The organism is Mycolicibacterium vaccae NBRC 14118 = CIP 105934 (assembly GCF_001552715.1).
Classification (GTDB): domain Bacteria; phylum Actinomycetota; class Actinomycetes; order Mycobacteriales; family Mycobacteriaceae; genus Mycobacterium; species Mycobacterium vaccae.
The window spans coordinates 1-22,330 of record NZ_BCRS01000059.1; the positions used below are offsets into that span (position 1 = coordinate 1).

Annotated in this window: 20 protein-coding genes, 1 tRNA gene and 1 pseudogene; 20 read left to right on the forward strand and 2 right to left on the reverse strand. The window is 69.3% G+C overall.

Annotated elements, in window-relative coordinates; genetic code table 11:
* From MVA01S_RS13250 to MVA01S_RS13280, 8 genes and pseudogenes are all read left to right on the forward strand, one after another.
* Positions 1 to 880: lytic transglycosylase domain-containing protein (locus MVA01S_RS13250; RefSeq protein WP_060941611.1), on the forward strand; the 880-nt coding region annotated here is incomplete at its 5' end.
* Positions 881 to 1,034: 154 nt separating this feature from the next.
* Positions 1,035 to 2,606, forward strand: coding sequence for a hypothetical protein (locus MVA01S_RS13255; RefSeq protein WP_003931004.1), 1,572 nt, complete (start codon positions 1,035 to 1,037; stop codon positions 2,604 to 2,606).
* A 107-nt stretch (positions 2,607 to 2,713) separates the two neighbouring features.
* Entirely contained in the window at positions 2,714 to 3,001 is a 288-nt protein-coding gene (locus tag MVA01S_RS30440; RefSeq protein ID WP_003931005.1) for a hypothetical protein, read from the forward strand.
* Positions 3,002 to 3,084: 83 nt separating this feature from the next.
* Positions 3,085 to 3,717, forward strand: coding sequence for a GIY-YIG nuclease family protein (locus MVA01S_RS13260; RefSeq protein WP_040541572.1), 633 nt, complete (start codon positions 3,085 to 3,087; stop codon positions 3,715 to 3,717).
* A gap of 57 nt (positions 3,718 to 3,774) precedes the next feature.
* A complete protein-coding gene (locus MVA01S_RS13265) occupies positions 3,775 to 4,437 on the forward strand; it encodes a pyridoxamine 5'-phosphate oxidase family protein (RefSeq protein WP_003931007.1) in 663 nt (220 codons plus the stop codon).
* A gap of 56 nt (positions 4,438 to 4,493) precedes the next feature.
* Positions 4,494 to 4,838 carry an ArsR/SmtB family transcription factor gene (locus MVA01S_RS13270; protein WP_003931008.1) on the forward strand — a complete coding sequence of 115 codons (345 nt, stop codon included), beginning with the start codon at positions 4,494 to 4,496 and terminating at the stop codon, positions 4,836 to 4,838.
* The gene (locus tag MVA01S_RS13275; protein ID WP_003931009.1) at positions 4,835 to 5,452 is read left to right on the forward strand and encodes a cation efflux transmembrane domain-containing protein; all 618 of its coding nucleotides are present in this window, start codon (positions 4,835 to 4,837) and stop codon (positions 5,450 to 5,452) included. The genes MVA01S_RS13270 and MVA01S_RS13275 overlap by 4 nt, the downstream gene beginning before the upstream one ends.
* 141 nt (positions 5,453 to 5,593) lie before the next feature.
* A pseudogene (locus MVA01S_RS13280) lies at positions 5,594 to 5,983 on the forward strand (cytochrome P450); the annotation flags it as partial.
* Between the two features lie 106 nt (positions 5,984 to 6,089).
* On the opposite strand, the gene MVA01S_RS13285 reads toward MVA01S_RS13280, so the two are convergent.
* Positions 6,090 to 6,162 (reverse strand) — tRNA-Arg (locus tag MVA01S_RS13285).
* A 101-nt stretch (positions 6,163 to 6,263) separates the two neighbouring features.
* Between MVA01S_RS13285 and argS the strand changes: the two genes are divergently transcribed.
* The 6 genes from argS to rho all read left to right on the forward strand — a co-directional run bounded on the left by argS (position 6,264) and on the right by rho (position 15,096).
* Positions 6,264 to 7,916, forward strand: a complete 1,653-nt coding sequence (gene argS, locus MVA01S_RS13290) for an arginine--tRNA ligase (protein WP_003931011.1) — start codon at positions 6,264 to 6,266, stop codon at positions 7,914 to 7,916.
* Entirely contained in the window at positions 7,913 to 9,343 is a 1,431-nt protein-coding gene (gene lysA, locus MVA01S_RS13295) for a diaminopimelate decarboxylase (RefSeq protein WP_003931012.1), read from the forward strand. Before argS ends, lysA begins: the two co-directional genes overlap by 4 nt.
* Positions 9,340 to 10,656 (forward strand): homoserine dehydrogenase, encoded by a 1,317-nt coding sequence (locus tag MVA01S_RS13300; protein WP_003931013.1) that lies wholly within the window; start codon positions 9,340 to 9,342, stop codon positions 10,654 to 10,656. The genes lysA and MVA01S_RS13300 overlap by 4 nt, the downstream gene beginning before the upstream one ends.
* Positions 10,653 to 11,732, forward strand: coding sequence for a threonine synthase (thrC, locus tag MVA01S_RS13305; RefSeq protein ID WP_003931014.1), 1,080 nt, complete (start codon positions 10,653 to 10,655; stop codon positions 11,730 to 11,732). The genes MVA01S_RS13300 and thrC overlap by 4 nt, the downstream gene beginning before the upstream one ends.
* A 13-nt stretch (positions 11,733 to 11,745) precedes the next feature.
* The gene (gene thrB, locus MVA01S_RS13310; RefSeq protein ID WP_003931015.1) at positions 11,746 to 12,690 is read left to right on the forward strand and encodes a homoserine kinase; all 945 of its coding nucleotides are present in this window, start codon (positions 11,746 to 11,748) and stop codon (positions 12,688 to 12,690) included.
* Between the two features lie 297 nt (positions 12,691 to 12,987).
* On the forward strand, positions 12,988 to 15,096 hold the full coding sequence (gene rho, locus MVA01S_RS13315) for a transcription termination factor Rho (RefSeq protein ID WP_040541574.1): 2,109 nt from the start codon (positions 12,988 to 12,990) through the stop codon (positions 15,094 to 15,096).
* A 355-nt stretch (positions 15,097 to 15,451) separates the two neighbouring features.
* On the opposite strand, the gene MVA01S_RS13320 is transcribed toward rho, so the two are convergent.
* Positions 15,452 to 16,102: a TetR/AcrR family transcriptional regulator gene (locus MVA01S_RS13320; protein ID WP_040541577.1), complete on the reverse strand. Its 651-nt coding sequence runs from the start codon at positions 16,100 to 16,102 to the stop codon at positions 15,452 to 15,454.
* Positions 16,103 to 16,206: 104 nt separating this feature from the next.
* Here MVA01S_RS13320 and fadD1 point away from each other — a divergent pair, with 104 nt between their 5' ends.
* The 6 genes from fadD1 to MVA01S_RS13350 all read left to right on the forward strand — a co-directional run bounded on the left by fadD1 (position 16,207) and on the right by MVA01S_RS13350 (position 22,097).
* Positions 16,207 to 17,784, forward strand: a complete 1,578-nt coding sequence (gene fadD1, locus MVA01S_RS13325) for a fatty-acid--CoA ligase FadD1 (RefSeq protein ID WP_003931018.1) — start codon at positions 16,207 to 16,209, stop codon at positions 17,782 to 17,784.
* Between the two features lie 134 nt (positions 17,785 to 17,918).
* On the forward strand, positions 17,919 to 18,143 hold the full coding sequence (gene rpmE / locus MVA01S_RS13330) for a 50S ribosomal protein L31 (RefSeq protein ID WP_003931019.1): 225 nt from the start codon (positions 17,919 to 17,921) through the stop codon (positions 18,141 to 18,143).
* Between the two features lie 90 nt (positions 18,144 to 18,233).
* Positions 18,234 to 19,307, forward strand: coding sequence for a peptide chain release factor 1 (prfA, locus tag MVA01S_RS13335; RefSeq protein WP_003931020.1), 1,074 nt, complete (start codon positions 18,234 to 18,236; stop codon positions 19,305 to 19,307).
* A gap of 23 nt (positions 19,308 to 19,330) precedes the next feature.
* Complete coding sequence (gene prmC / locus MVA01S_RS13340) at positions 19,331 to 20,158, forward strand: peptide chain release factor N(5)-glutamine methyltransferase (RefSeq protein WP_040541665.1); 828 nt, start codon at positions 19,331 to 19,333, stop codon at positions 20,156 to 20,158.
* Positions 20,159 to 20,203: 45 nt separating this feature from the next.
* Positions 20,204 to 20,866 (forward strand): L-threonylcarbamoyladenylate synthase, encoded by a 663-nt coding sequence (locus MVA01S_RS13345; RefSeq protein ID WP_003931022.1) that lies wholly within the window; start codon positions 20,204 to 20,206, stop codon positions 20,864 to 20,866.
* Between the two features lie 13 nt (positions 20,867 to 20,879).
* The gene (locus MVA01S_RS13350) at positions 20,880 to 22,097 is read left to right on the forward strand and encodes a glycosyltransferase family 4 protein (protein WP_003931023.1); all 1,218 of its coding nucleotides are present in this window, start codon (positions 20,880 to 20,882) and stop codon (positions 22,095 to 22,097) included.
* Positions 22,098 to 22,330: the final 233 nt, after the last annotated feature.

Below are 22,330 nucleotides of genomic sequence, written 5' to 3' on the forward strand. Positions count from 1 at the left end.
GCCGGCCCGCGAGGCCGAGCGTGGCGCCGAGGTCGCGCAGGTGGCGCCGCGGCCTGTGCCATCAAGACCGGCCTCGCCGCTACCGCCGTCGCCCCCGCCGAGTGCTCAGCCCCGGCTGGCCGCCGATCCTGTCGCGCTCGTCGACCACCTGGTCGCCGACGAGCGCACGTTGCGCGACCCATCGGCGTCAGAGGCTGATCTGCTTGCCGCCGCACGCCGCCAGCAGGTGGCCTACCGGGTGCTCGGGCGTCATCCTGAATGGGACGCGGTGGTGCGGCCGCGGGTGCCGGGACCGCTGTTGGAGGTCTACGACCGCAACGTCGACGCCCGCAGGCAGTTGACCGCGATGAGCACGGGTCGGGGTAAGCCGACCCTGCCGGCGTGGCGGATCGAGCCGCCGGCGCCGGCGCCGGAACTGGTGGGGTACTACCGCGAGTCCGAGGCCGGCTCCGGGGTGGCATGGAACTATCTGGCCGCCATCAACCTGGTCGAAACCGCGTTCGGGCGGATCGCCGGGGTCAGCACGGCGGGTGCGCAGGGGCCGATGCAATTCCTGCCCTCGACATTCGCGTCGTACGGCGCAGGCGGCGACATCACCGCGGAGCGCGACAGCATCATGGCCGCCGGCCGGTTCCTCGCCGCGCACGGCTTCGCGCGCGACCGCGAAGCTGCGCTCTACCGGTACAACAACTCGAACAACTACGTGCGGGCCGTCACCCAATACGCGACGCTGATCGCCGCGGATCCCGTGGCGTTTGCCGGCTACTACCGGTGGGACGTCTACTACAACTCGAGCGCCGGCGACGTGGTTCTGCCGGTGGGCTACGCGGCGGCCGAGCCCATCCGCGTCGAGGACTATCTGGCCCGCCACCCGCAGTAGATGTGCGGCCACCCCGATCGCCGCTGAAAGCCGGAAGAGCTCGTCGGGGGAAACACAGGGCGGCGCAGGAACCCGGTGACCCGAATCCGGGGAAACCGGCACGCCGCGGCCGGTGCGGGAGGACACTCCGAGGCATCTCATCCGGGGGGAGCCCATGGAGATCTCGGTGCGGCCCACGCTCAAGCTCGCAGGCGCAGCGCTCAGCGCGAGCACCATCGCGCTGGCTGTGGGGGTAGCCCCGCCGCCTGATATCTGGCACCCGCAACACAACGAACGCATCGCCGTGCAGGCCGCCGTCCCGGCGCAGCCGCCGATGTCGCTGACCGCTTCCGACCTGCGATTGATGGCTGCGGCGCAGGCGCTGGTGTTGGATCCCACGCCAACGCTCGTTCCGACCCCCTCGTTGATCGCACTGGCCAACGCCATCGACAACGCCTATGAGGCAATCGAGCCGTGGGTCCGTTACGGATTCGAGGTCGCCTCCGACGTCGTCGCCTGGATTCCGTGGGTGGGAATCTTCGCCAACCAGATCATGGTCGTCTACAACTTCGCGGAGTCGCTGATCAACAGCGGGGTCTTCAACAGCACCGACTGGCTCCGCGGCGATGGGTCGGCGCTCAAGAACGTGGCGGACTGGGTGGTCGACCTCGGCCTGGCGGTGGTGTGGTTGGGCATCGACGAGGTGGGTGCGTGGATTCCGTTGCCGCCGATAGGTTTCTACCCTCCGCGCCCGCCGGCGGCCGACCTCCCGGAAGGCTTCCTCGGCGATGCCGTGGTCGGGGCGTCGCATCTTCTTGCCGACGTGTCCAACGGCATCTGGAACATCTGGGAACCGATCCGTGGTGGCATCGACCGGACCGTCGGCGCGGTCAGCGATCTCCTGGATGCGGTCTCGTGGGTGCCGTTCGTGCCATTGATCAACGTCGAACTGACCGCGGGCTGGGACCTGATCGCCGGCGGGGTCGACGCGCTCACCGGATTCGCGCACGACATGATCAACGCCGGCGATCAGTTCGTCACCGACGCGATCCACGGTGCCGGGCTGGTCGCCGCGATCATCAACGCGTTCGACAACACCGTCGACTCCATCGCCGACCGCGCCGGTCAGGCATGGCAGGCCGTCGTCGACTGGGTGCAGGCCCAGGTCGACTTCTTCCTCGCTCCGTTCGGCGCGGCCGTCGAGCAGGCCCCACCGCCGATCGTCGAGACAGCCGACCCGCAGAACTCCCGACAATCGCTGACGCTCAGCGCAGCCGTGACCGTCGGATCCACTGACGACGCGGTCACGGCGGATCGAAAGGGGGCAGAGGCGTCGGGCAGCGCCGAAGGCGCAGTTCCCGACACGGTGGATCTGTCGCAGCCGCCGGAGGAAACCGCTGAGGAACAGCCGGTCCCGGACGAAGACGTCACGACGCCGGACGCCGGGACAGTGCCGGTGCCGGCCGCCGACGGAGCACCGATCGAAGAGGTCGGACCCGCCGATGACGACATCCTCGGGGAAGTGGGCGAGGGCACACTGGACGAGGCCGACGACGGCGGGACGGTCGAGGAGACGTCCGGCACCAAGGACGCCGGGGACGACGTCGAAGCCACCGAAGATGCCGAGCCCGCCACCGAGACCACAGCGCCGGACTCTCCTCGCGCACGCGGCTCATCGGCCGACCCGGGAGCCCAAGCTCCCCCCGGCGGGGCGGAGGCCGCGGGCGGTGCGAGGGACGCCGCGTGAGACGCGACCAGACCGTCACCGCCCACGAAACCAGGCCGATCCGCGGCTTCGGAGTCCTACGATGTGTTCACGCGCAGGGTCGGGGACCGGTCAAGGAGGACCCTACGATGCGGCACAGAATTCGTCGTGCAGTGATCGTCGCGGCGGCGGCGTCGGCTCCGCTCGCCGCGCTGGTGGCGGTCCCGCCGGGCGTCGCCCAGGCCGCCGAGTGTGGAGTGGGGACGGTCTATGACGCGCCGTCGAACACCTGCGTCGCCGCGCCGCTTCCCCCGGCGCCGCTCCCTCCTCCACCCCCGCCTCCACCGCCACCCCCATGGAACGGCGATCCGACACCGGGCTTCTCGATCGGCATCTGCGCGCCGATCCCGTTCGTGTCGCTGTGCACAGGGATTTGACGGGACCACCCGGCGGGCGCGGGGCGGCACTGCCCGCAGGTGGCGATGCTCCGGCCACGCCGACCGATGGCTAGTCTGAGGTGATGGCTGAGTCGATATCCGCGAAGCGCGCCGCTGACGCAGTAGCGAATTTTCTTGCTGCTCAGCGGTACACGCGTGACGAGGTGTTCAGCGAACCCAGCCCGGTTCCCGAGCAGCCTGGCGTCCACGGCTGGTGGTTCCGCACCATCCCGGGTGACATCGACGTCTCGGGCTGCGAACAGCGCGACGGCTGGACCCTGCTCTACGTCGGCATCACCTCTGGGCCGCCCCGCGCGGACGGCAAACCGCGGGTGCCGCAGGACCTCCGCAAACGCATCCGCTACCACTTCGGGGCGGGCAACGCCAGTGCGGACGGTTCCACGCTGCGCAAATCGCTCGGGGTCCTGCTCGGTGGCGAGCTCGGTTTCGCGTTGCGCCGGATCGGGTCGGGCAAGCGTCAGACGTTTGCCGGCGGCGAAGCCGTGCTGACGCACTGGATGGCCGAGAACGCCACGGTGTCCTGGGTGCTGCACCCGGAGCCGTGGCATCTGGAGCGCAAGCTGATCAACGCGCTCGATCTGCCGCTGAACTTCCAGGACAACGACCGGAATGCGTTCGCCCCTGAGCTCAAGAGGCTGCGCAAGGAAGCGGCCGTGAAGGCGGGCAAGATGCGTGTGCTCGCGGAGTGGTCGTAGCTTCTCGCGCACGAAAACGCCGCGCGCCCGAAGCCCGGAGGTGCGAGGCTTGCTGCCGTGCCGCAGCCCTCGACCAGAATCACACGCCTCGCCGAAAAGCAGAGCGCGTCTCGCGCGGACCTCGACGCGCTGCTCGATGCCACGCCGCTGGCGACGATAGCCCTGGTGCGGGACGGCCATCCCGTGGTCTTTCCCACCGGATTCGCCCGCATCGAGGACTCGCTCGTCATTCACGGCTCCACCGGATCGCCGTGGCTGCGGGCAGTCGCCGAGGGTGCTCCGGTGGCAGTGTCGGTGACGACGCTGGACGGAGTCGTGGTGGCGCGCAGCGCATTCGAGTCGTCGTTCCACTACCGCAGCGCGGTGCTGTTCGGGACCTTCGAGGCAGTGGCCGCCGAGCAGGAGGTCGCATATCTGGAAGCCCTGACCGACGCGTTCATTCCGGGCCGGGTGGCCGAGCTGCGACCCAGCAGCCGTAGGGAGCTGGCCGCGACCATGGCGCTGCGGCTTGAGATCGGCGACGACAACTGGTCCCTGAAGGTCAGTGACGGCTGGCCCGATGATCCGGACGAGGACGTCGCGGCGGGCGCCTGGGCGGGGGTGGTGCCGTTGAGCACCCACTACGGCGAGGCTCGGCGTGCCCCGGACTGCCCCGGTGACGTGCCGAGGCCGCCGTCGGTGCTGGCAATGGTCGGGGAACGGGTCAATCGCAGACCGTAGGCGTCTCCTTGCGATACATCCTTTCCTGAATACAGGAACCGATGTATCGTTGTGGAATGCATACGGCCGCCCACACCGATGCGCTGGCACGGTTCGGACACGCGCTCTCCGATTCGACCAGGACACGAATACTGTTGAGCCTCAACCAGGAACCGGGTTACCCGGCCGAGCTGGCCGACCGCCTCGGGGTGTCGCGGCAGATCCTGTCGAATCACCTGGCGTGTCTGCGGGGATGCGGGCTCGTCATCGCGGTGCCGGAAGGCCGCCGGGCACGCTACGAGCTGGCCGACCCGCGCATCGGCCACGCCCTCGACGACCTGATGGGGTTGGTGCTCGCCGTCGACCCGGACTGCGTCTGCCCCGGGACCGACGGCCGGCCCTGCGGATGCGGGTGCGAATGAGTGCCCCGGCAGAGTCGCGGCGTGTCGTCCTGGCCCGGCGGATCCGCTGGTTCGTCGCCGCCACCATCACCTACAACGTCATCGAAGCTGCGGTAGCGCTGCTCGAGGGGGCGCGGGTGTCGTCCACGGCGCTGATCGGTTTCGGACTGGACTCCGTCATCGAGGTCTCGTCGGCAGCAGCCGTGGCCTGGCAGTTCGCCGGCCGTGACCCCGAGGCGCGGGAGAAGGCCGCACTGCGTGTCATCGCGTTCTCGTTCTTCGCGCTGGCCGCCTACGTCACCGTGGACGCGGTCCGCTCGTTGCTCGGCGCGGGGGAGCCGCAGCCCTCGGCCATCGGAATCGCCCTGGCCTCAGTCAGTTTGGTGATCATGCCGGTGCTGTCCTACGCCCAGCGCCGGGCCGGCCGGGAACTCGGCTCACTGTCGGCGGTGGCCGATTCCAAACAGACCCTACTGTGCACCTACCTCTCGGCGGTGCTGCTCATCGGACTGGTTCTCAACAGCGCCTTCGGCTGGTCGTGGGCCGACCCTGCCGCCGGACTGGTGATCGCGGCCGTCGCAGTCAGGGAAGGCCGCGAGGCATGGAAAGGCCGGGCCTGCTGCGGCCACTGCTGAGTCGGCCCAGGGGTCCCGCACCTCGGAGGTCAGGTGGGGTCGGAGTCCATCGCATAGGGCGGCCCGAGGAATCTGCGAGCCATCTCCAACTCCGCTTCGGCGTCTTTGAGCGGCCAGTGCCACAGTGCGAGGAACCCGGGCATGGGGAGCGCCGCATGGATTCTGGCACCCGTAGGGACATTCAAGAGCAGGTCCGCAGCCGCCCCGAGCTGCTGGGCGCGTTCATCGAAGAGAAGCTGCGTGCCTGCCGATTCGCGCCTGCTCTTGTTGTGGGGTGCTGCCAACCGCGATCCCGAGCAGTTCCACGACGCCGGCGAGTTTCGCCTCGACCGCAGCGGCGCCAAAGGCCATATGGCATTCGGCAAGGGCGCACACTTCTGCGTGGGGGCGGCGCTGGCACGCCTGGAGGCGCGGATCGCCCTGCGGATGCTCCTCGGACAGACCACCTGGATCGAGGCCGTTGACGTGGGGCGATGGCTGCCCAGCATCCTGGTTCGCCGGCTCGAGCGACTCCAGCTGGCGCTCACCTGAGTGGTCGCGCGGAACTTCCCGAGACTCCGCGCTGAGGTACCGCGCTGGGTGAGCAACTCGGTCACTCCGGGCGAATGTGATTTGCGACCTGCGCTGGCGTGATGGGTGCCCCCGGCAGGATTCGAACCTGCGGCCTTCTGCTCCGGAGGCAGACGCTCTATCCCCTGAGCTACGGGGGCGCTTGCTGTACAGCTGCGCCGTTGGGCGTGGATAGCGTAGCGCATGCCCGGACCGGAAACGGATTCGGTCGTGAACAGCCCAGACCATAGGATGGTTCCCCGTGACCCCCGCCGATCTGGCCGAGCTGCTCAAGGCCACCGCAGCCGCGGTGCTGGCCGAGCACGGCCTCGACTCCGATGCGTTGCCCGCTACCGTCACCGTGGAGCGCCCCCGTAATCCCGAGCACGGTGACTACGCCACCAACCTGGCGCTGCAGCTCGGCAAGAAAGTCGGCACGAACCCGCGTGAGCTGGCGGGCTGGCTGGCCGCCGCGCTGGCCGCGCAGGACGGCATCGCCGCCGCCGACGTCGCCGGCCCCGGATTCGTCAACCTGCGCATCGAGGCGTCCGCGCAGAACGTCATCGTCGGCAACGTCATCTCGGCCGGCTCCGCCTTCGGCCATTCCGCCACCATGGGCGGCAAGAAAGTCAACCTTGAGTTCGTCTCGGCCAACCCCACCGGCCCCATCCACATCGGCGGCACCCGGTGGGCCGCCGTCGGTGACGCACTGGGCCGGCTGCTGAGCACCCAGGGCGCGGAGGTCACCCGCGAGTACTACTTCAACGACCACGGCGCGCAGATCGACCGATTCACCAACTCGCTGATCGCCGCCGCCAAAGGCGAACCCGCCCCCGAGGACGGGTACGCCGGCGACTACATCGCCGACATCGCCGCCCAGGTGCTGGCCAAGGAGCCCGGCGCGCTGGAACTGCCCGATTCCGACATGCGCGAGACGTTCCGCGCCATCGGCGTGAACCTGATGTTCGACCACATCAAGGAATCGCTGCACGACTTCGGCACCGACTTCGACGTCTACACCCACGAAGACTCGATGCACACCTCCGGGCGCGTCGACCAGGCCATCGCGAAGCTGCGCGAGACCGGCAGCATCTACGAGAAGGACGGCGCAGTCTGGCTGCGCACCACCGACTTCGGCGACGACAAGGACCGCGTCGTCATCAAGAGTGACGGCAACCCCGCCTACATCGCCGGTGACCTCGCCTACTTCCTGGACAAGCGCAAGCGCGGGTTCGACCTGTGCATCTACATGCTCGGCGCCGATCACCACGGCTACATCGCCCGGCTCAAGGCCGCCGCGGCCGCCCTCGGCGACGACCCCGACACTGTCGAGGTGCTGATCGGCCAGATGGTCAACCTGGTCCGCGACGGTCAACCGGTCCGGATGAGCAAGCGCGCCGGGACGGTCATCACGCTCGACGACCTCGTCGACGCCATCGGGGTCGACGCCGCCCGGTACGCGCTGATCCGCAGCTCGGTGGACAGCCCGATCGACATCGATCTGGAGCTGTGGTCCTCGGCATCCAACGAGAACCCGGTCTATTACGTGCAGTACGCGCACGCGCGGCTCTCGGCGCTGGCCCGCAACGCCGCCGAACTCGGCGTCGCTCCTGACACCGCACACCTGGATCTGCTGACCCATGACAAGGAGGGCACGCTGATCCGCAACATCGGCGAGTTCCCGCGGGTCCTACAGACCGCCGCGAATTTGCGTGAACCGCACCGGGTCTCGCGCTACCTCGAGGACCTGGCCGGTGACTACCACCGGTTCTACGACTCGTGCCGGGTGCTGCCGCAGGGCGACGAGGAACCGGGTGATCTGCATGCGGCGCGGTTGGCGCTGTGCGCGGCCACGCGTCAGGTCATCGCCAACGGTCTCGCCATCCTCGGCGTCAGCGCGCCGGAGCGGATGTGATCGCGCACCCTGCCGGGCCCCGGCACGCAGAAGACAGCCACGCGGTAGCGGTCCCGGATCGCCCCGAGGCAGCCGCGGACGTCCTCGCGCTGGCCCCGAACGTGTGGCCGCAGAACGCTGTTCGCAATGACGACGGCGTCGTCTCGATCGCCGGTGTGCCGCTGACCGACATCGCCGCGGAGTTCGGGACGCCGGTGTTCGTCATCGACGAGGCCGACTTCCGCGCCCGCTGCCGCGAGATCTCGGCGGCGTTCGGCGGCGGCGAGTACGTCCACTACGCGGCTAAGGCGTTCCTGTGCACCGAGATCGCGCGCTGGGTCGACGAAGAGGGCCTGTCACTGGATGTGGCGACCGGGGGAGAGCTTGCGGTGGCGCTGCACGCCGGATTCCCGCCGGAGCGGATCACCGTGCACGGCAACAACAAATCCGTCGATGAGTTGACCGCGGCGGTCAAGGCCGGGGTCGGCCACATCGTGTTGGACTCCGAGATCGAGATCGAGCGGCTCGACGCGATCGCCGGCGCCGCCGGGGTGGTGCAGGACGTGCTGGTGCGGGTCACCGTCGGAGTCGAGGCGCACACCCACGAATTCATCTCCACCGCGCACGAGGATCAGAAGTTCGGGCTGTCGCTGGCCAGCGGCGCCGCGATCGCTGCGGTGCGCCGGGTGTTCGCGGCCGATCATCTCCGCCTGGTCGGACTGCACAGCCACATCGGATCGCAGATCTTCGACGTGGCCGGCTTCGAGATCGCAGCCCACCGGGTGATCGGGCTGTTGCGCGACGTGGTCGCCGAGTTCGGCGTGGAGAAAACCTCTCAGATGGACGTCGTCGATCTCGGTGGGGGACTGGGGATCTCGTACCTTCCGCAGGACGACCCGCCGCCGATGGCCGATCTGGCCGCGAAACTGCAGTCGATCGTGCGCGAGGAGTCCGCCGCTGTCGGGTTGCCCGCGCCCCGACTGGTGGTCGAACCCGGGCGCGCCATCGCGGGCCCCGGCACCATCACCCTCTACGAGGTCGGCACCGTCAAGGACGTCGCCGTAGCCGCCGATCGCAGCCGCCGCTACGTCAGCGTCGACGGCGGAATGAGCGACAACATCAGAACCTCGCTCTACGACGCCGAGTACGACGTCAGGCTGGTGTCGCGGACCAGCGAAGCGGAGCCGACGCTGTCGCGCGTGGTCGGCAAACACTGTGAAAGCGGCGACATCGTGGTGCGCGACGCCTGGCTGTCCGGCGACATCGGGCCCGGGGACCTGCTCGGGGTCGCGGCCACCGGCGCATACTGCTATTCGATGTCGAGTCGCTACAACCTGATCGGCCGGCCGGCCGTGGTGGCCGTGCGCGACGGGCGGGCACGCCTGGTCCTGCGCCGGGAGACGGTCGACGATCTCTTGAGTCTGGAAGTGAGTGAGGTGAAGCGGTGAGTGACGAAATCGGCGTGGCCGTATTGGGGCTGGGCAATGTGGGCAGCGAAGTGGTGCGCATCATCGAGGAGAGCGCGGCCGACCTGACCGCCCGCATCGGGGCACCGTTGGCGCTCCGCGGCATCGGGGTCAGGCGGGTGGCCGACGACCGCGGCGTCCCGGTGGAGATGCTGACCGACAACATCGAGGAGCTCGTCTCGCGCGACGACGTCGACATCGTCGTCGAGCTGATGGGCCCGGTCGAACCGGCGCGCAAGGCCATCCTGGCCGCCCTGGAACAGGGGAAATCGGTCGTCACCGCCAACAAGGCCCTGATGGCGGTGTCGGCGGGCAAGTTGGCAGAGGCCGCCGAGCACGCTCACGTGGACCTGTATTTCGAGGCGGCGGTCGCGGGTGCCATCCCGGTCATCCGCCCGCTGACCCAGTCGTTGGCCGGTGACACCGTGCTGCGGGTCGCCGGAATCGTCAACGGCACCACCAACTACATCCTCTCCGAGATGGACAGCACCGGCGCCGACTACACCTCGGCGCTCGCCGATGCGTCCGCGCTCGGGTACGCCGAGGCAGACCCGACAGCCGACGTCGAGGGGTACGACGCCGCGGCCAAGGCGGCGATCCTGGCCTCGATCGCGTTCCACACCCGGGTCACCGCCGACGACGTCTACCGCGAAGGCATCACCAAGGTGACCGCCGCCGACTTCGTCTCGGCGCGCTCGCTGGGTTGCACCATCAAGCTGCTGGCGATCTGTGAGCGGCTCACCACCGGCAAGGGCAAGCAGAAGGTCTCGGCCCGGGTCTATCCCGCGCTGGTCCCGCTGGAGCATCCGTTGGCCTCGGTCAACGGGGCGTTCAACGCGGTGGTCGTCGAGGCCGAGGCCGCCGGCCGCCTGATGTTCTACGGGCAGGGCGCGGGCGGTTCACCGACCGCCTCGGCCGTGCTGGGTGACCTCGTCATGGCGGCGCGCAACCGCGTGCAGGGCGGCCGCGGGCCGCGGGAGTCCAAGTACGCCAAACTGCCGATCGCGCCGATCGGCGTCATCCCGACCCGCTACTACGTCAACATGAACGTCGCCGACCGACCCGGCGTGCTCTCGGCGGTGGCCGCCGAGTTCAGCAAACGGGAAGTCAGCATCGCCGAGGTGCGCCAGGAAGGCATGGTCGACGAGGGCGGTCAGCGCTGCGGTGCGCGCATCGTCGTCGTGACCCACCAGGCCACCGATGCCGCATTGTCGGAAACCGTTGCCGCGCTGGGTGATCTGGAAGTCGTTCAGAGCATCAACAGCGTCCTGCGGATGGAAGGGACCACAGAGTGAGCACCACCCGTGCCGTGCACCAGCCCTGGCCGGGCCTGATCGAGGCCTATCGGGACCGGCTGCCCGTCGAGGACAGCTGGACCCCGATCACGCTGCGGGAGGGCGGTACCGCGCTGCTGCCCGCGCCCCGGCTGTCCGAATACACCGGCTGCACAGTGCATCTGAAGGTCGAGGGGCTCAACCCGACTGGTTCCTTCAAGGACCGCGGCATGACGATGGCAGTCACCGAGGCGGTGTCGCGGGGACAGCAGGCGGTGTTGTGCGCCTCGACGGGCAACACCTCGGCCTCGGCCGCGGCCTACGCCGCGCGGGCCGGGATCACCTGCGCCGTGCTGGTGCCGCAGGGCAAGATCGCGATGGGCAAACTGGCTCAGGCCGTCATGCACGGCGCCAAGATCATCCAGATCGACGGCAACTTCGACGACTGTCTGGAGCTGGCCCGCAAGCTGACCTCCGATTTCCCGACGGTCTCGCTTGTCAACTCGGTCAACCCGTTCCGCATCGAGGGGCAGAAGACCGCGGCGTTCGAGATCGTCGACGCGCTCGGTGACGCCCCCGACGTGCACGCGCTGCCGGTCGGTAACGCCGGCAACATCACGGCCTACTGGAAGGGCTACACGGAGTATCACCGGGACGGGCTGGCGGCGCGGTTGCCCCGCATGCTCGGCACGCAGGCCGCAGGCGCGGCACCGCTGGTGCTCGGGGAGCCCGTCAGCGATCCCGAAACCATCGCGACCGCGATCCGGATCGGGTCGCCCGCGTCGTGGACCTCGGCCGTCGAGGCCCAGCAGCAGTCCGGGGGACGGTTCCTCGCCGCCACCGACGAGGAGATCCTGGCGGCCTACCATCTGGTGGCCCGCACCGAAGGGGTGTTCGTCGAGCCGGCATCGGCGGCGAGCATCGCCGGCCTGCTCAAGTCCATCGAAGACGGCTGGGTCGCCAAGGGTTCCACGGTCGTGTGCACCGTGACCGGCAACGGGCTCAAGGACCCCGACACCGCGCTCAAGGGCATGCCCGCCGTCATCCCGGTGCCGGTGGACCCGGTCGCCGTGGTCGCCAAACTCGGGCTGGTCTAGGAATTCGTTGATCGTGACCCGCACATTGCAGCCCGGCCTGGCGGCCACCGCCGTGGTCGCCGCCTCCAGCGCCAACCTCGGCCCCGGCTTCGACAGCATGGGTGTGGCGCTCGGCCTCTACGACGAGATCGTGGTCGAGACAACGGAATCAGGTCTCGTCGTCGAGGTCGAGGGAGAAGGTGCCGGACAGGTCCCGCTGGACGCCTCGCACCTGGTGGTGCGAGCCATCGAACGCGGGTTGCGCGAGACGGGGGTCTCGGCGCCCGGGCTGATCGTCCGGTGCCGCAACGACATCCCGCATTCGCGCGGTCTCGGTTCGTCCGCCGCCGCAGTGGTCGGCGGTCTGGCGGCTGCCAACGGCATTGCCGCACAGGCCAATTGCGCACCGATGTCGCAGGAGCGGTTGGTGCAGGTGTCGTCGGAGTTCGAAGGCCACCCGGACAATGCGGCCGCCGCGGTCCTCGGTGGTGCGGTCGTGTCCTGGACCGAGGCCGGCGCCGGCGAGCCCCGGTACGCCGCCGCCCCGATCCGGCTGCACCCGGATATCACGCTCTTCGCCGCCGTCCCGCAGGTTCGCTCGTCGACTGCCGAGACCCGGGTGCTGCTGCCCGAGCAGGTCCGCCACACCGACGCCCGGTTCAACCTGAGCCGGTCGGCGCTGCTGGTCGTTGCGCTCACCGAGCGGCCTGATCTGCTGATGCCGGCAACCGAGGACGTGCTGCACCAGCCGCAACGTGCCTCCGCGATGCCGGCCTCGGCGGAATATCTCGCGGTGCTGCGGCGTTGCGGGGTGGCAGGAGTGCTGTCAGGTGCCGGGCCGAGCGTGCTGGCATTGAGTACAGCGCCCGAGTTGCCTGCGCCGGCGCTCCAATACGGCGCCGACCACGGTTTCGAGGTCAGGAAGATGTCGGCCGGACGCGGCGTGACGTGGACCTCCGCCGTCGCGGCGCACAACTAGATTGGCGCCCTGATCGGGAGTAACAGGCACAACATGCGGATCATGGGGTTTCTTGCTTCCATGCCGGATGCAGGTTATTCTCGCATTCGTCCAGCAATCGCAGCGTCTTCACCTGCGCCGACACTAGGACGAATCTTCTTTCAGGTGTTCAAATTTGTGGACTGACGGCTCGTCGCATCCCGGCGAGACCTGGTGATCACCGTTGCGGTGGCAGTGGTGTGACCTCGGCGTTCAGCGGATCGGCTGAACGCACTGAACCCTCGCGTGACGTGATCATCGAGGGAAGAAAGGAAATCCGTGACTGATACGGACCTCATCACGGCTGGCGGCTCCGACAGCGGCGAGCTGCCGAACACCGTGAGCGCAGACGCTTCGTCATCCGCCCAGGCAGCCCCTGGTGCCGCGGGTGACGCCCCAGCGGCTGCCCCCGCCCGGCGCGGCGCTCTCACCAGCATGGTGCTGCCTGAACTTCGCGCCTTGGCCAAGGAGATCGGCGTCGAAGGCGCCTCCGGCATGCGCAAGAGCGAACTGATCGCGGCCATCCGCGAGCGTCGCGGCGAGGCCAACGGCAAGTCCGAGACCAAGAACGGCGCCGCCGGCCAGAGTGCCCCTCAGGCTGCCGCCCCGGCTCCGGCCGACCAGGGCGCCGGTGAGGCCGCCCCCGAGCAGTCCGCCGAGGCGCAGCCGCAGACCCGGCGCCGTGAGCGTCGTGGTTCCTCCCGCCAGCAGGGCGGTCCGAGCGCCGGCGAGCAGACGAGCATCGAGGACCAGGGCCAGGCCCCCGAGCAGCCCGCCAAGGAGCAGCCCGCGAAGGACCAGGACCGGCCCGCCAAGGACCAGGACCAGCCCGCCAAGGACCAGGACCAGCCCGCCAAGGACCAGGACCAGCCCGCCAAGGACCAGGACAAGTCCGCCGGCGCGCAGTCGGAGTCCGGCCAGCCCGAGGGCCGCAGGAACGCCCAGCGGGATCAGCAGGGCGGCCGGGACAACCGGGACAACCGCGAGGGCAGGGACAAGCAGAACTCCGGGCAGGGCTCGCGCTCCGATTCCGACTCGGACAACCGGTCCGACGGTGGCGAGCACCAGGGCGGCCAGAATCGCAACCGCAACGCCGCTGCGGACAACGACGACGACGGCGACGGCCGCCAGGGCCGGCGTGGCCGCCGGTTCCGCGACCGCAAGCGCCGCGACCGCGGCGGAGACGGTGGCGGCGGCGGTGGTGAGCGTGACACCGAACTGCGCGAGGACGACGTGGTTCAGCCGGTCGCGGGCATCCTCGACGTGCTCGACAACTACGCGTTCGTACGCACCTCGGGCTACCTGGCCGGGCCGAACGACGTGTACGTGTCGATGAACATGGTGCGCAAGAACGGCCTGCGCCGCGGCGACGCGGTGACCGGCGCCGTGCGCGTCCCGCGCGACAACGACGGGGGCGGCGACAAGAACCCCCGGCAGAAGTTCAACCCGCTGGTGCGCCTGGACACCGTCAACGGCAAGCCCGTGGAGGAAGCCCGCAAGCGCCCGGAGTTCCAGAAGCTCACCCCGCTGTACCCGAACCAGCGGCTGCGCCTGGAGACCACCTCCGACAAGCTGACCACCCGCGTGATCGACCTGATCATGCCGATCGGCAAGGGTCAGCGTGCGCTGATCGTGTCGCCGCCCAAGGCCGGTAAGACCACGATCATGCAGGACATCGCGAACGCGATCACCCGCAACAACCCCGAATGCCACCTGATGGTCGTGCTCGTCGACGAGCGGCCCGAAGAGGTGACCGACATGCAGCGTTCGGTCAAGGGAGAGGTCATCGCCTCCACCTTCGACCGGCCGCCGTCAGATCACACCCAAGCCGCCGAGCTCGCCATCGAACGGGCCAAGAGGCTCGTCGAACAGGGCAAGGACGTCATCGTGCTGCTCGACTCGATCACCCGCCTGGGCCGCGCGTACAACAACGCGTCCCCGGCATCGGGTCGCATCCTGTCCGGTGGTGTGGACTCCACTGCGCTGTACCCGCCGAAGCGCTTCCTCGGCGCGGCCCGCAACATCGAGGAGGGCGGCTCGCTGACGATCATCGCCACGGCGATGGTCGAGACCGGCTCCACCGGCGACACGGTGATCTTCGAGGAGTTCAAGGGCACCGGTAACGCCGAGCTCAAGCTGGACCGCAAGATCGCCGAGCGCCGGGTGTTCCCCGCGGTCGACGTCAACCCGTCGGGCACCCGTAAGGACGAGCTGCTGCTCTCGCCCGATGAGTTCGCGGTCGTGCACAAGCTGCGTCGGGTGCTGTCCGGGCTGGACCCGCACCAGGCCATCGATCTGCTGATGAGCCAGCTGCGCAAGACGAAGAACAACTACGAGTTCCTGGTGCAGGTCTCGAAGAACACCCCCGGCGGCGCCGACCACGACTGAGTGACGCGGTGTGGCCGTGCCGACCCGGCGCGGCCACACCGACTCATCGGTTCATAGGGGCCGAAAGCGCTGCCTCTCAGGTGTTGTGACGTTCCTGTCCCATGTGGGGGGCGACCGTGGACCGTGACACCGTATGGCGCCACATCGACGCCCAGCGTCGTGAGGTCTGACCCATTCCACGATCGGGATGCCCCGCATGCTGCTGGAGGCGGCGCGCAGCGGCTTCCGACTCGACGCCGTGGTGAACCGGATGGCGGTCACCGACGCCAGATCGCCTGCCGCGAAGTGGCGGCGCCGATCAGCGCGCTGCTCCTGCTCATGACCGGGCGAGACCCGGCCGGGCTGCGTCGATAGCTCAGCCGGCGGACGGATCGCTGCGCAGCGCCGCGACGAGGTAGCGCCGCGCGTGGCGCAGCACCGAAGCGTGATCGTCGACGTCGCACTGCTCACCGGGCACCGTGGCCAGGCTCATCATGATCCGGGCGATCCACTCCGCGGCCTCCGCGCAATCGGTTGCCGGGTGGATCTCGCCGCGCTCCACCGCGGCTTCGACATAGGGCACCCAGAATGCGGCGATCTCGGGGATGAGCCCGCGGACACCGAGGCCGGCGCACGCGGTGAACGCCTCCGGCTCCTCCTGACGAAGCTTGAGGACCAGCGCACCCGGCGTCTCGGACTCCCTGCGCGCCAACTCCACGCCCACGGCGATCTGCTCGTCCAGACCGGTCACCAGGTCCAGACGCGCCCGGGACTCCGTCCAGAACGCATCGTTGAGCCGCACGATCGCGGCGCCGAGAAGCTCGTTCTTGTCCGGGAAATGGCGGTAGAGCCAGCCGCGGCTGATACCGGCCGCCTCCGCAACCTCGGACACCGTGGTGGCGCGAATCCCCTTGGCAGTCAGGCACTGTTCGGCGGCGTCGATGAGCCGGTCCCGCACCGACCGCGGCCCGGTTCCCGCTCCGGAAGCGGGCGCTGGTTTGGCTTCGGCCCCGACGTTCATCGGCATATCTTCGCAAACGAAGCAGCCGCCAGGGCTGAGGTACGCTTCGCGCGGTGCGGTAGTAGACAACTCTTTCAATCTGTTCAGCACATGGGGGAGGGTGGGGCGCGTTGACCGAGACGGTGCAGCAGCTACTGCGGGAGCGGGTGGACAGCGACGGCATCGCGGTGACCCACGAGGGCCGCACCTGGACCTGGCGAGAGCACCTCGACCAGGCTGCCGCCCAGGCGGCCGCGCTGATCGGCGCGGCAGACCCGGACCGCCCGCTGCACGTCGGGGTGCTGCTCGGCAACACTCCCGACATGCTCACCGCGATGGCCGCGGCGGGCCTCGGCGGCTACGTCGTGTGCGGCATCAACAACACCCGCCGCGGCGAGTCGCTGGCCCGCGACATCCGTCGGGCCGACTGCCAGTTCCTGCTCACCGACGGCTCCCATCGGGGTCTGCTCGACGGTCTGGACCTGACCGGGGTGCGGGTCTTCGAGGTCGGCACGCCGGAGTGGACGGCACTCACCGCGCAGGCCGGGCCCCTGACTCCGCACCGCGAGGTCACCGCCACCGACACCTTCATGCTGATCTTCACCTCCGGCACCAGCGGCGACCCGAAAGCCGTGAAGATGATGCACGCGATGGTGCTGCTGGCCGGCGCAGCGCTGGTGAGCCGGTACCAGCTGAGCCCCGACGACGTGTGTTACCTGTCCATGCCGCTCTTCCACAGCAACGCGGTGCTCGCCGGCTGGGCGGTGGCGGTCAACGCGGGCGCCGCGATGGCGCCCGCGCAGTTCAGCGCGTCGCGCTTCCTCGACGATGTGCGTCGGTACGGCGTCACGTACATGAATTACGTCGGCAAGCCCCTGGCCTACATCCTGGCCCGCCCGGAGCGACCCGACGACGTCGACAACCCCCTGCGGGTGGCGTTCGGCAACGAGGCGACCGACCGCGACATCGCCGAGTTCTCCCGCCGGTTCGGGTGCCAGGTCTGGGACGGCTTCGGGTCCACCGAGAACGCGGTGACGATCACCCGCGAGGACGGTTGCCCGCCCGGCTCCATCGGCAAGGGCTTTCCCGGAGTGGCCATCTACCACTCCGAGACGCGCACCGAGTGCGCGGTCGCCCGGTTCGACGAACACGGCGCGCTGTGCAACGCCGACGACGCGATCGGGGAGTTGGTCAACACCCAGGGCGCGGGCATGTTCGCGGGCTACTACAACGATCCGGACGCCACCGACGATCGGATGCGTCACGGCATGTTCTGGTCCGGCGACCTGGCCTACCGCGACGCCGACGGCTGGATCTACCTCGCCGGCCGGACCGCCGACTGGATGCGGGTGGACGGCGAGAACTTGACTGCGGCGCCTATCGAGCGGATCCTGATCAGGCAGCCGGCGGTCAGCATGGTGGCGGTCTACCCGGTGCCCGACGAATTCGTCGGCGACCAGGTGATGGCCGCGATCGTGCTGCAGGACGACGCGACGCTGACCCCGGACGAATTCGCCCGATTCCTCGACGAGCAACCGGACCTGTCGCCGAAGGCCTGGCCGCGCCATGTGTGGGTCGCCGAGGACCTGCCCAGCACCGCGACCAACAAGGTGCTCAAGCGCGAGCTCGTCGCGATGGGGACCGAACCGGCTGGCCGCACGCTGTGGCGCCGCGACGGCAAGACCTACCTGGCGGTGGCTCAGGAATAGCGGGCCCCGAACGGGCGTTTAGGCTGCTGGCGGTTGACCTGGCATAATTGACCGCCGTCACCTCGGTTCCGGTTCACGCCGCAGCCTCCCGGTACGGGAAGGGCGACCCGGACCCCACGATCGAAGAGGAAACCATGAAATCAGGCATTCATCCTGACTACGTCGAGACCACTGTGCTGTGTGGTTGTGGTGCGAGCTTCACCACCCGCAGCACCAAGCAGAGCGGAAACATCACTGTCGAGGTCTGCTCGCAGTGCCACCCGTTCTACACCGGCAAGCAGAAGATCCTCGACAGTGGCGGCCGCGTCGCACGCTTCGAGAAGCGCTACGGCAAGCGCAAGACGACTGCCGACCAGTAGCCGTCCGAACGGCGCCCGCTCTGTTGCTCAGGCACAGGCCGGGCGCCGTTTCGCGCACCGGGGTGGACACAGGACAGTAGAGGAGGCGAGATGACCGAGGCCGCACCGGCGATCGAGGCGATTCTCGCCGAGTACGCCGAGCTGGAACAGCGCCTCTCCGACCCTGAGCTGCACGCCGACGCGGGCACCGCCCGCAAGGTGGGCCGGCGGTTCGCCCAGGTGTCGCCGATCGTCGCGACCTACCGCAAGCTCGAGGCCGCCCGCGGTGACCTGGAGGCGGCACGTGAACTCGTCGCCGACGACTCCTCCTTCGCCGCCGAGGTCGACGAACTCGCCGCCAAGGTGACCGAGCTGGACACCCAGCTGACCGACCTGCTGGCCCCGCGCGATCCGCACGACGCCGACGACATCGTGCTGGAGGTCAAATCCGGCGAGGGCGGCGAGGAATCCGCGCTGTTCGCCGCGGACCTGGCCCGGATGTACATCCGCTACGCCGAGCGGCACGGCTGGACGGTCACGATGCTGGGGGAGACCACCTCCGACCTCGGCGGCTACAAGGACGCGACGCTGTCGATCGCCAGCAAGGGCGACTCCGCCGACGGGGTGTGGTCGCGGTTGAAGTTCGAGGGCGGCGTGCACCGCGTGCAGCGGGTCCCCGTCACCGAATCGCAGGGCCGGGTGCACACCTCGGCCGCCGGGGTGCTGGTCTACCCCGAGCCCGAGGAAGTCGAACAGGTCCAGATCGACGAGTCCGATCTGCGCATCGACGTGTACCGCAGCTCAGGCAAGGGCGGCCAGGGAGTCAACACCACCGACTCCGCGGTGCGCATCACCCATCTGCCCACCGGCATCGTCGTGACCTGCCAGAACGAGCGGTCCCAGTTGCAGAACAAGGCGCGGGCCATGCAGGTGCTCGCCGCGCGGCTGCAGGCGCTCCAGGAGGAGCAGGCGCAGGCCGACGCGTCGGCGGACCGGGCCAGCCAGATCCGCACCGTCGACCGCAGCGAGCGGATCCGCACGTACAACTATCCGGAGAATCGGATCGCCGACCACCGGATCAACTACAAGGCGCACAACCTCGACCAGGTGCTCGACGGCGACCTCGACCCGCTGTTCGACGCGCTCGCCGCGGCGGACCGGCAAGCGCGGTTGCAGAACACGTGAACGTAGCCGACCGGCCGGTGACGATGCGTCAGATGATCGACGACGCCGCCGAGGTGCTGGCCTCGGCCGGCGTCGGGTCGCCGAGGGTCGACGCCGAACTGCTGGCCGCGCACGTGGCGGGAACCCAGCGCGGCCGGGTCGCCTTCGTCACCCCCGACGACGGCTTCGCCGCGCGCTTCCGAGCCCTGGTGGCCCGCCGGGCCGAACGCGTGCCGCTGCAACACCTCACCGGTACGGCGGCGTTCGGACCTGTCACCGTGCACGTCGGTCCCGGCGTGTTCATTCCCCGCCCCGAAACCGAGGCGCTTCTGGAATGGGCTCTCGCGCAACAACTTCCGGAGAATCCCCGGATAGTCGACCTGTGCACCGGGTCCGCGGCGCTGGCCCTGGCGCTGTCTGCCGGGTTCCCGGCCGCGACCGTCACCGCGGTCGACGACTCCGACGCCGCGCTGGCCTACGCGCGGCGCAACACCGAAGGCACGCCGGTGACGGTGGTGCGCGCCGACGTCACCGCAGGCAACGTGCTCAGCGAGTTCGACGGCACTGTCGACCTGCTCGTCGCCAACCCGCCCTACATTCCGGCCGACGCCCGGCTCGAACCAGAGGTGGCCGAGCACGACCCGGCCCACGCGCTGTTCGGCGGGCCGGACGGGATGGTGGTGATCGACCGGATCGTCGACGTCGCGGCCCGGCTGTTGCGTCCCGGCGGACGCTGCGCGGTCGAGCACGACGACACCACCTCGGAGCGCACCGTCGCGGCGTTCACCGACTCCGGTCGGTTCGTCGACGTCACCGCCCGACACGACCTCACCGGCCGGCCCCGCTTCGTGACCGCGGTGCGGGCCGGGTGAGAGGCTGACCCACGTGACCCAGCGAGAAGCGAAGGCGGATCGCAGATGACCGAGATGTTCGACTGCACGGATCCGGCGCAACGCGAGACCGGGATCGCGTCGGCGGTCAGCGCCCTCAAGGGTGGACGCCTGGTCGTGATGCCGACCGACACCGTCTACGGGATCGGCGCCGATGCGTTCGACGGCGAAGCGGTCGCGGCGCTGCTGGCGGCCAAGGGCCGTGGACGGAACATGCCGGTGCCGGTGCTCGTCGGTTCCTGGCACACCATCCAGGGGCTGGTCTACTCGGTGCCCAACAGCGCCAGGGAACTGATCCGTGCGTTCTGGCCCGGGGCGCTGAGCCTTGTGGTCCACCAGGCGCCGTCGCTGCAGTGGGACCTCGGCGACGCGAACGGCACCGTGATGCTGCGGATGCCGCTGCACCCGGTCGCGATCGATCTGCTGCGCGAGGTCGGCCCGATGGCGGTCTCCAGCGCCAACATCTCCGGAATGCCCGCCGCGGTCACCGCCGCGCAGGCCCGGGAGCAGCTGGGCGACCTCGTCGAGGTCTACCTCGACGGCGGCCCCGCCCAGCAGCAGGCCGCGTCCACCATCGTCGACCTCACCGGCGCGCATCCGCGCGTGCTGCGGGAGGGCCCGGTGACGATCGCGGCGATCGCCGACGTCCTGGGCGTCGACGCCTCGACCCTCAGTCCGCTCCCGGATTGATCTGGAATTCTTCGTGTATCTGGGTTCAGTGACCGAGACCGTCGCGCAGGCGGGGGAGGGCCTCTTGGCGCTCTCCGACCGCGGGGCCGGGGTCCCGCTGCGCGAACTCGCGTTGGTCGGGCTGACCGCGGCGATCATCACCTACCTGGCCACCGGATGGGTGCGGGTGCTCGCGACGCGCTGGGGAGCGGTCGCCTACCCCCGGGAACGCGACGTGCACCTGCAGCCGATCCCGCGCATGGGCGGCCTGGCGATGTACGTCGGCGTCGTCGCCGCGGTGCTGCTGGCCTCGCAGCTGCCCGCCCTCACCCGCGGCTTCGTGTACTCGTCGGGGATCCCGGCGGTCGTCGTCGCCGGCGGACTGATCATGGTGGTCGGACTCATCGACGACCGGTGGGGCCTCGACGCACTGACCAAGTTCGCAGGCCAGATCACCGCCGCGAGCGTGCTGGTGACCATGGGCGTGGCCTGGAGCGTGCTCTACATCCCGATCGGCGGGGTCGGCACCATCGTGCTCGACCAGGTCGGGTCCATCCTGCTGACGCTGGCGTTCACCGTCGCGCTGGTCAACGCGATGAACTTCGTCGACGGCCTCGACGGGCTGGCCGCCGGCCTCGGCCTGATCACCGCGTCGGCCATCTGCATGTTCTCGGTCGGGCTGCTGCGCGACCACGGCGGCGACGTGCTGTTCTACCCGCCCGCGGTGATCTCGGTGGTGCTGGCCGGGGCCTGCCTGGGGTTCCTGCCGCACAACTTCCACAAGGCGCGGATCTTCATGGGCGACTCCGGCTCGATGCTGATCGGGCTGATGCTGGCCGCCGCATCGACCACCGCCGCCGGCCCCATCTCGCAGACCGCCTACGGCGCCCGCGACGTGTTCGCGCTGCTCTCGCCGTTCCTGCTGGTGATCGCGGTGGTCCTGGTGCCCGCGCTGGACATGCTGCTGGCCATCATCCGGCGCACCCGCAAGGGCCTGAGTCCGTTCAGTCCCGACAAGATGCACCTGCACCACCGTCTGCTGGAGATCGGCCACTCACACCGGCGCGTGGTGCTGCTCATCTACCTGTGGGTCGGCATCGCCGCGCTGGGAGCCGCAAGCACGATCTTCTTCGATCCCCGGCACACCGCCGCGGTCATGGCGGGCGCGGTCGTGATCGCGATCGTGGTCACTCTGATCCCGTTGCTGGGACGCCGCAATGACGCACCGGACGAGGTGTACGACAAAAAGTAGTAGGGCCTCTTTTAGGGCCCTCACCATGTGTTAGGGTTTCATGAGAACCTAAAAGACCTCACGGGTTGCCGGCCTCCGGGCGGTTCGATGGCATCGATCAGAGCATCGCCCCGGCTGGCATGACGACCGACATTCAGACCACATTTCGACCAAAACAGGGAGCAACCCCTTGGGTGATTCCAGCGCGCCCGACGCCCTCCGATACGCTACGGGCGCCACGCACAGGAACCGCG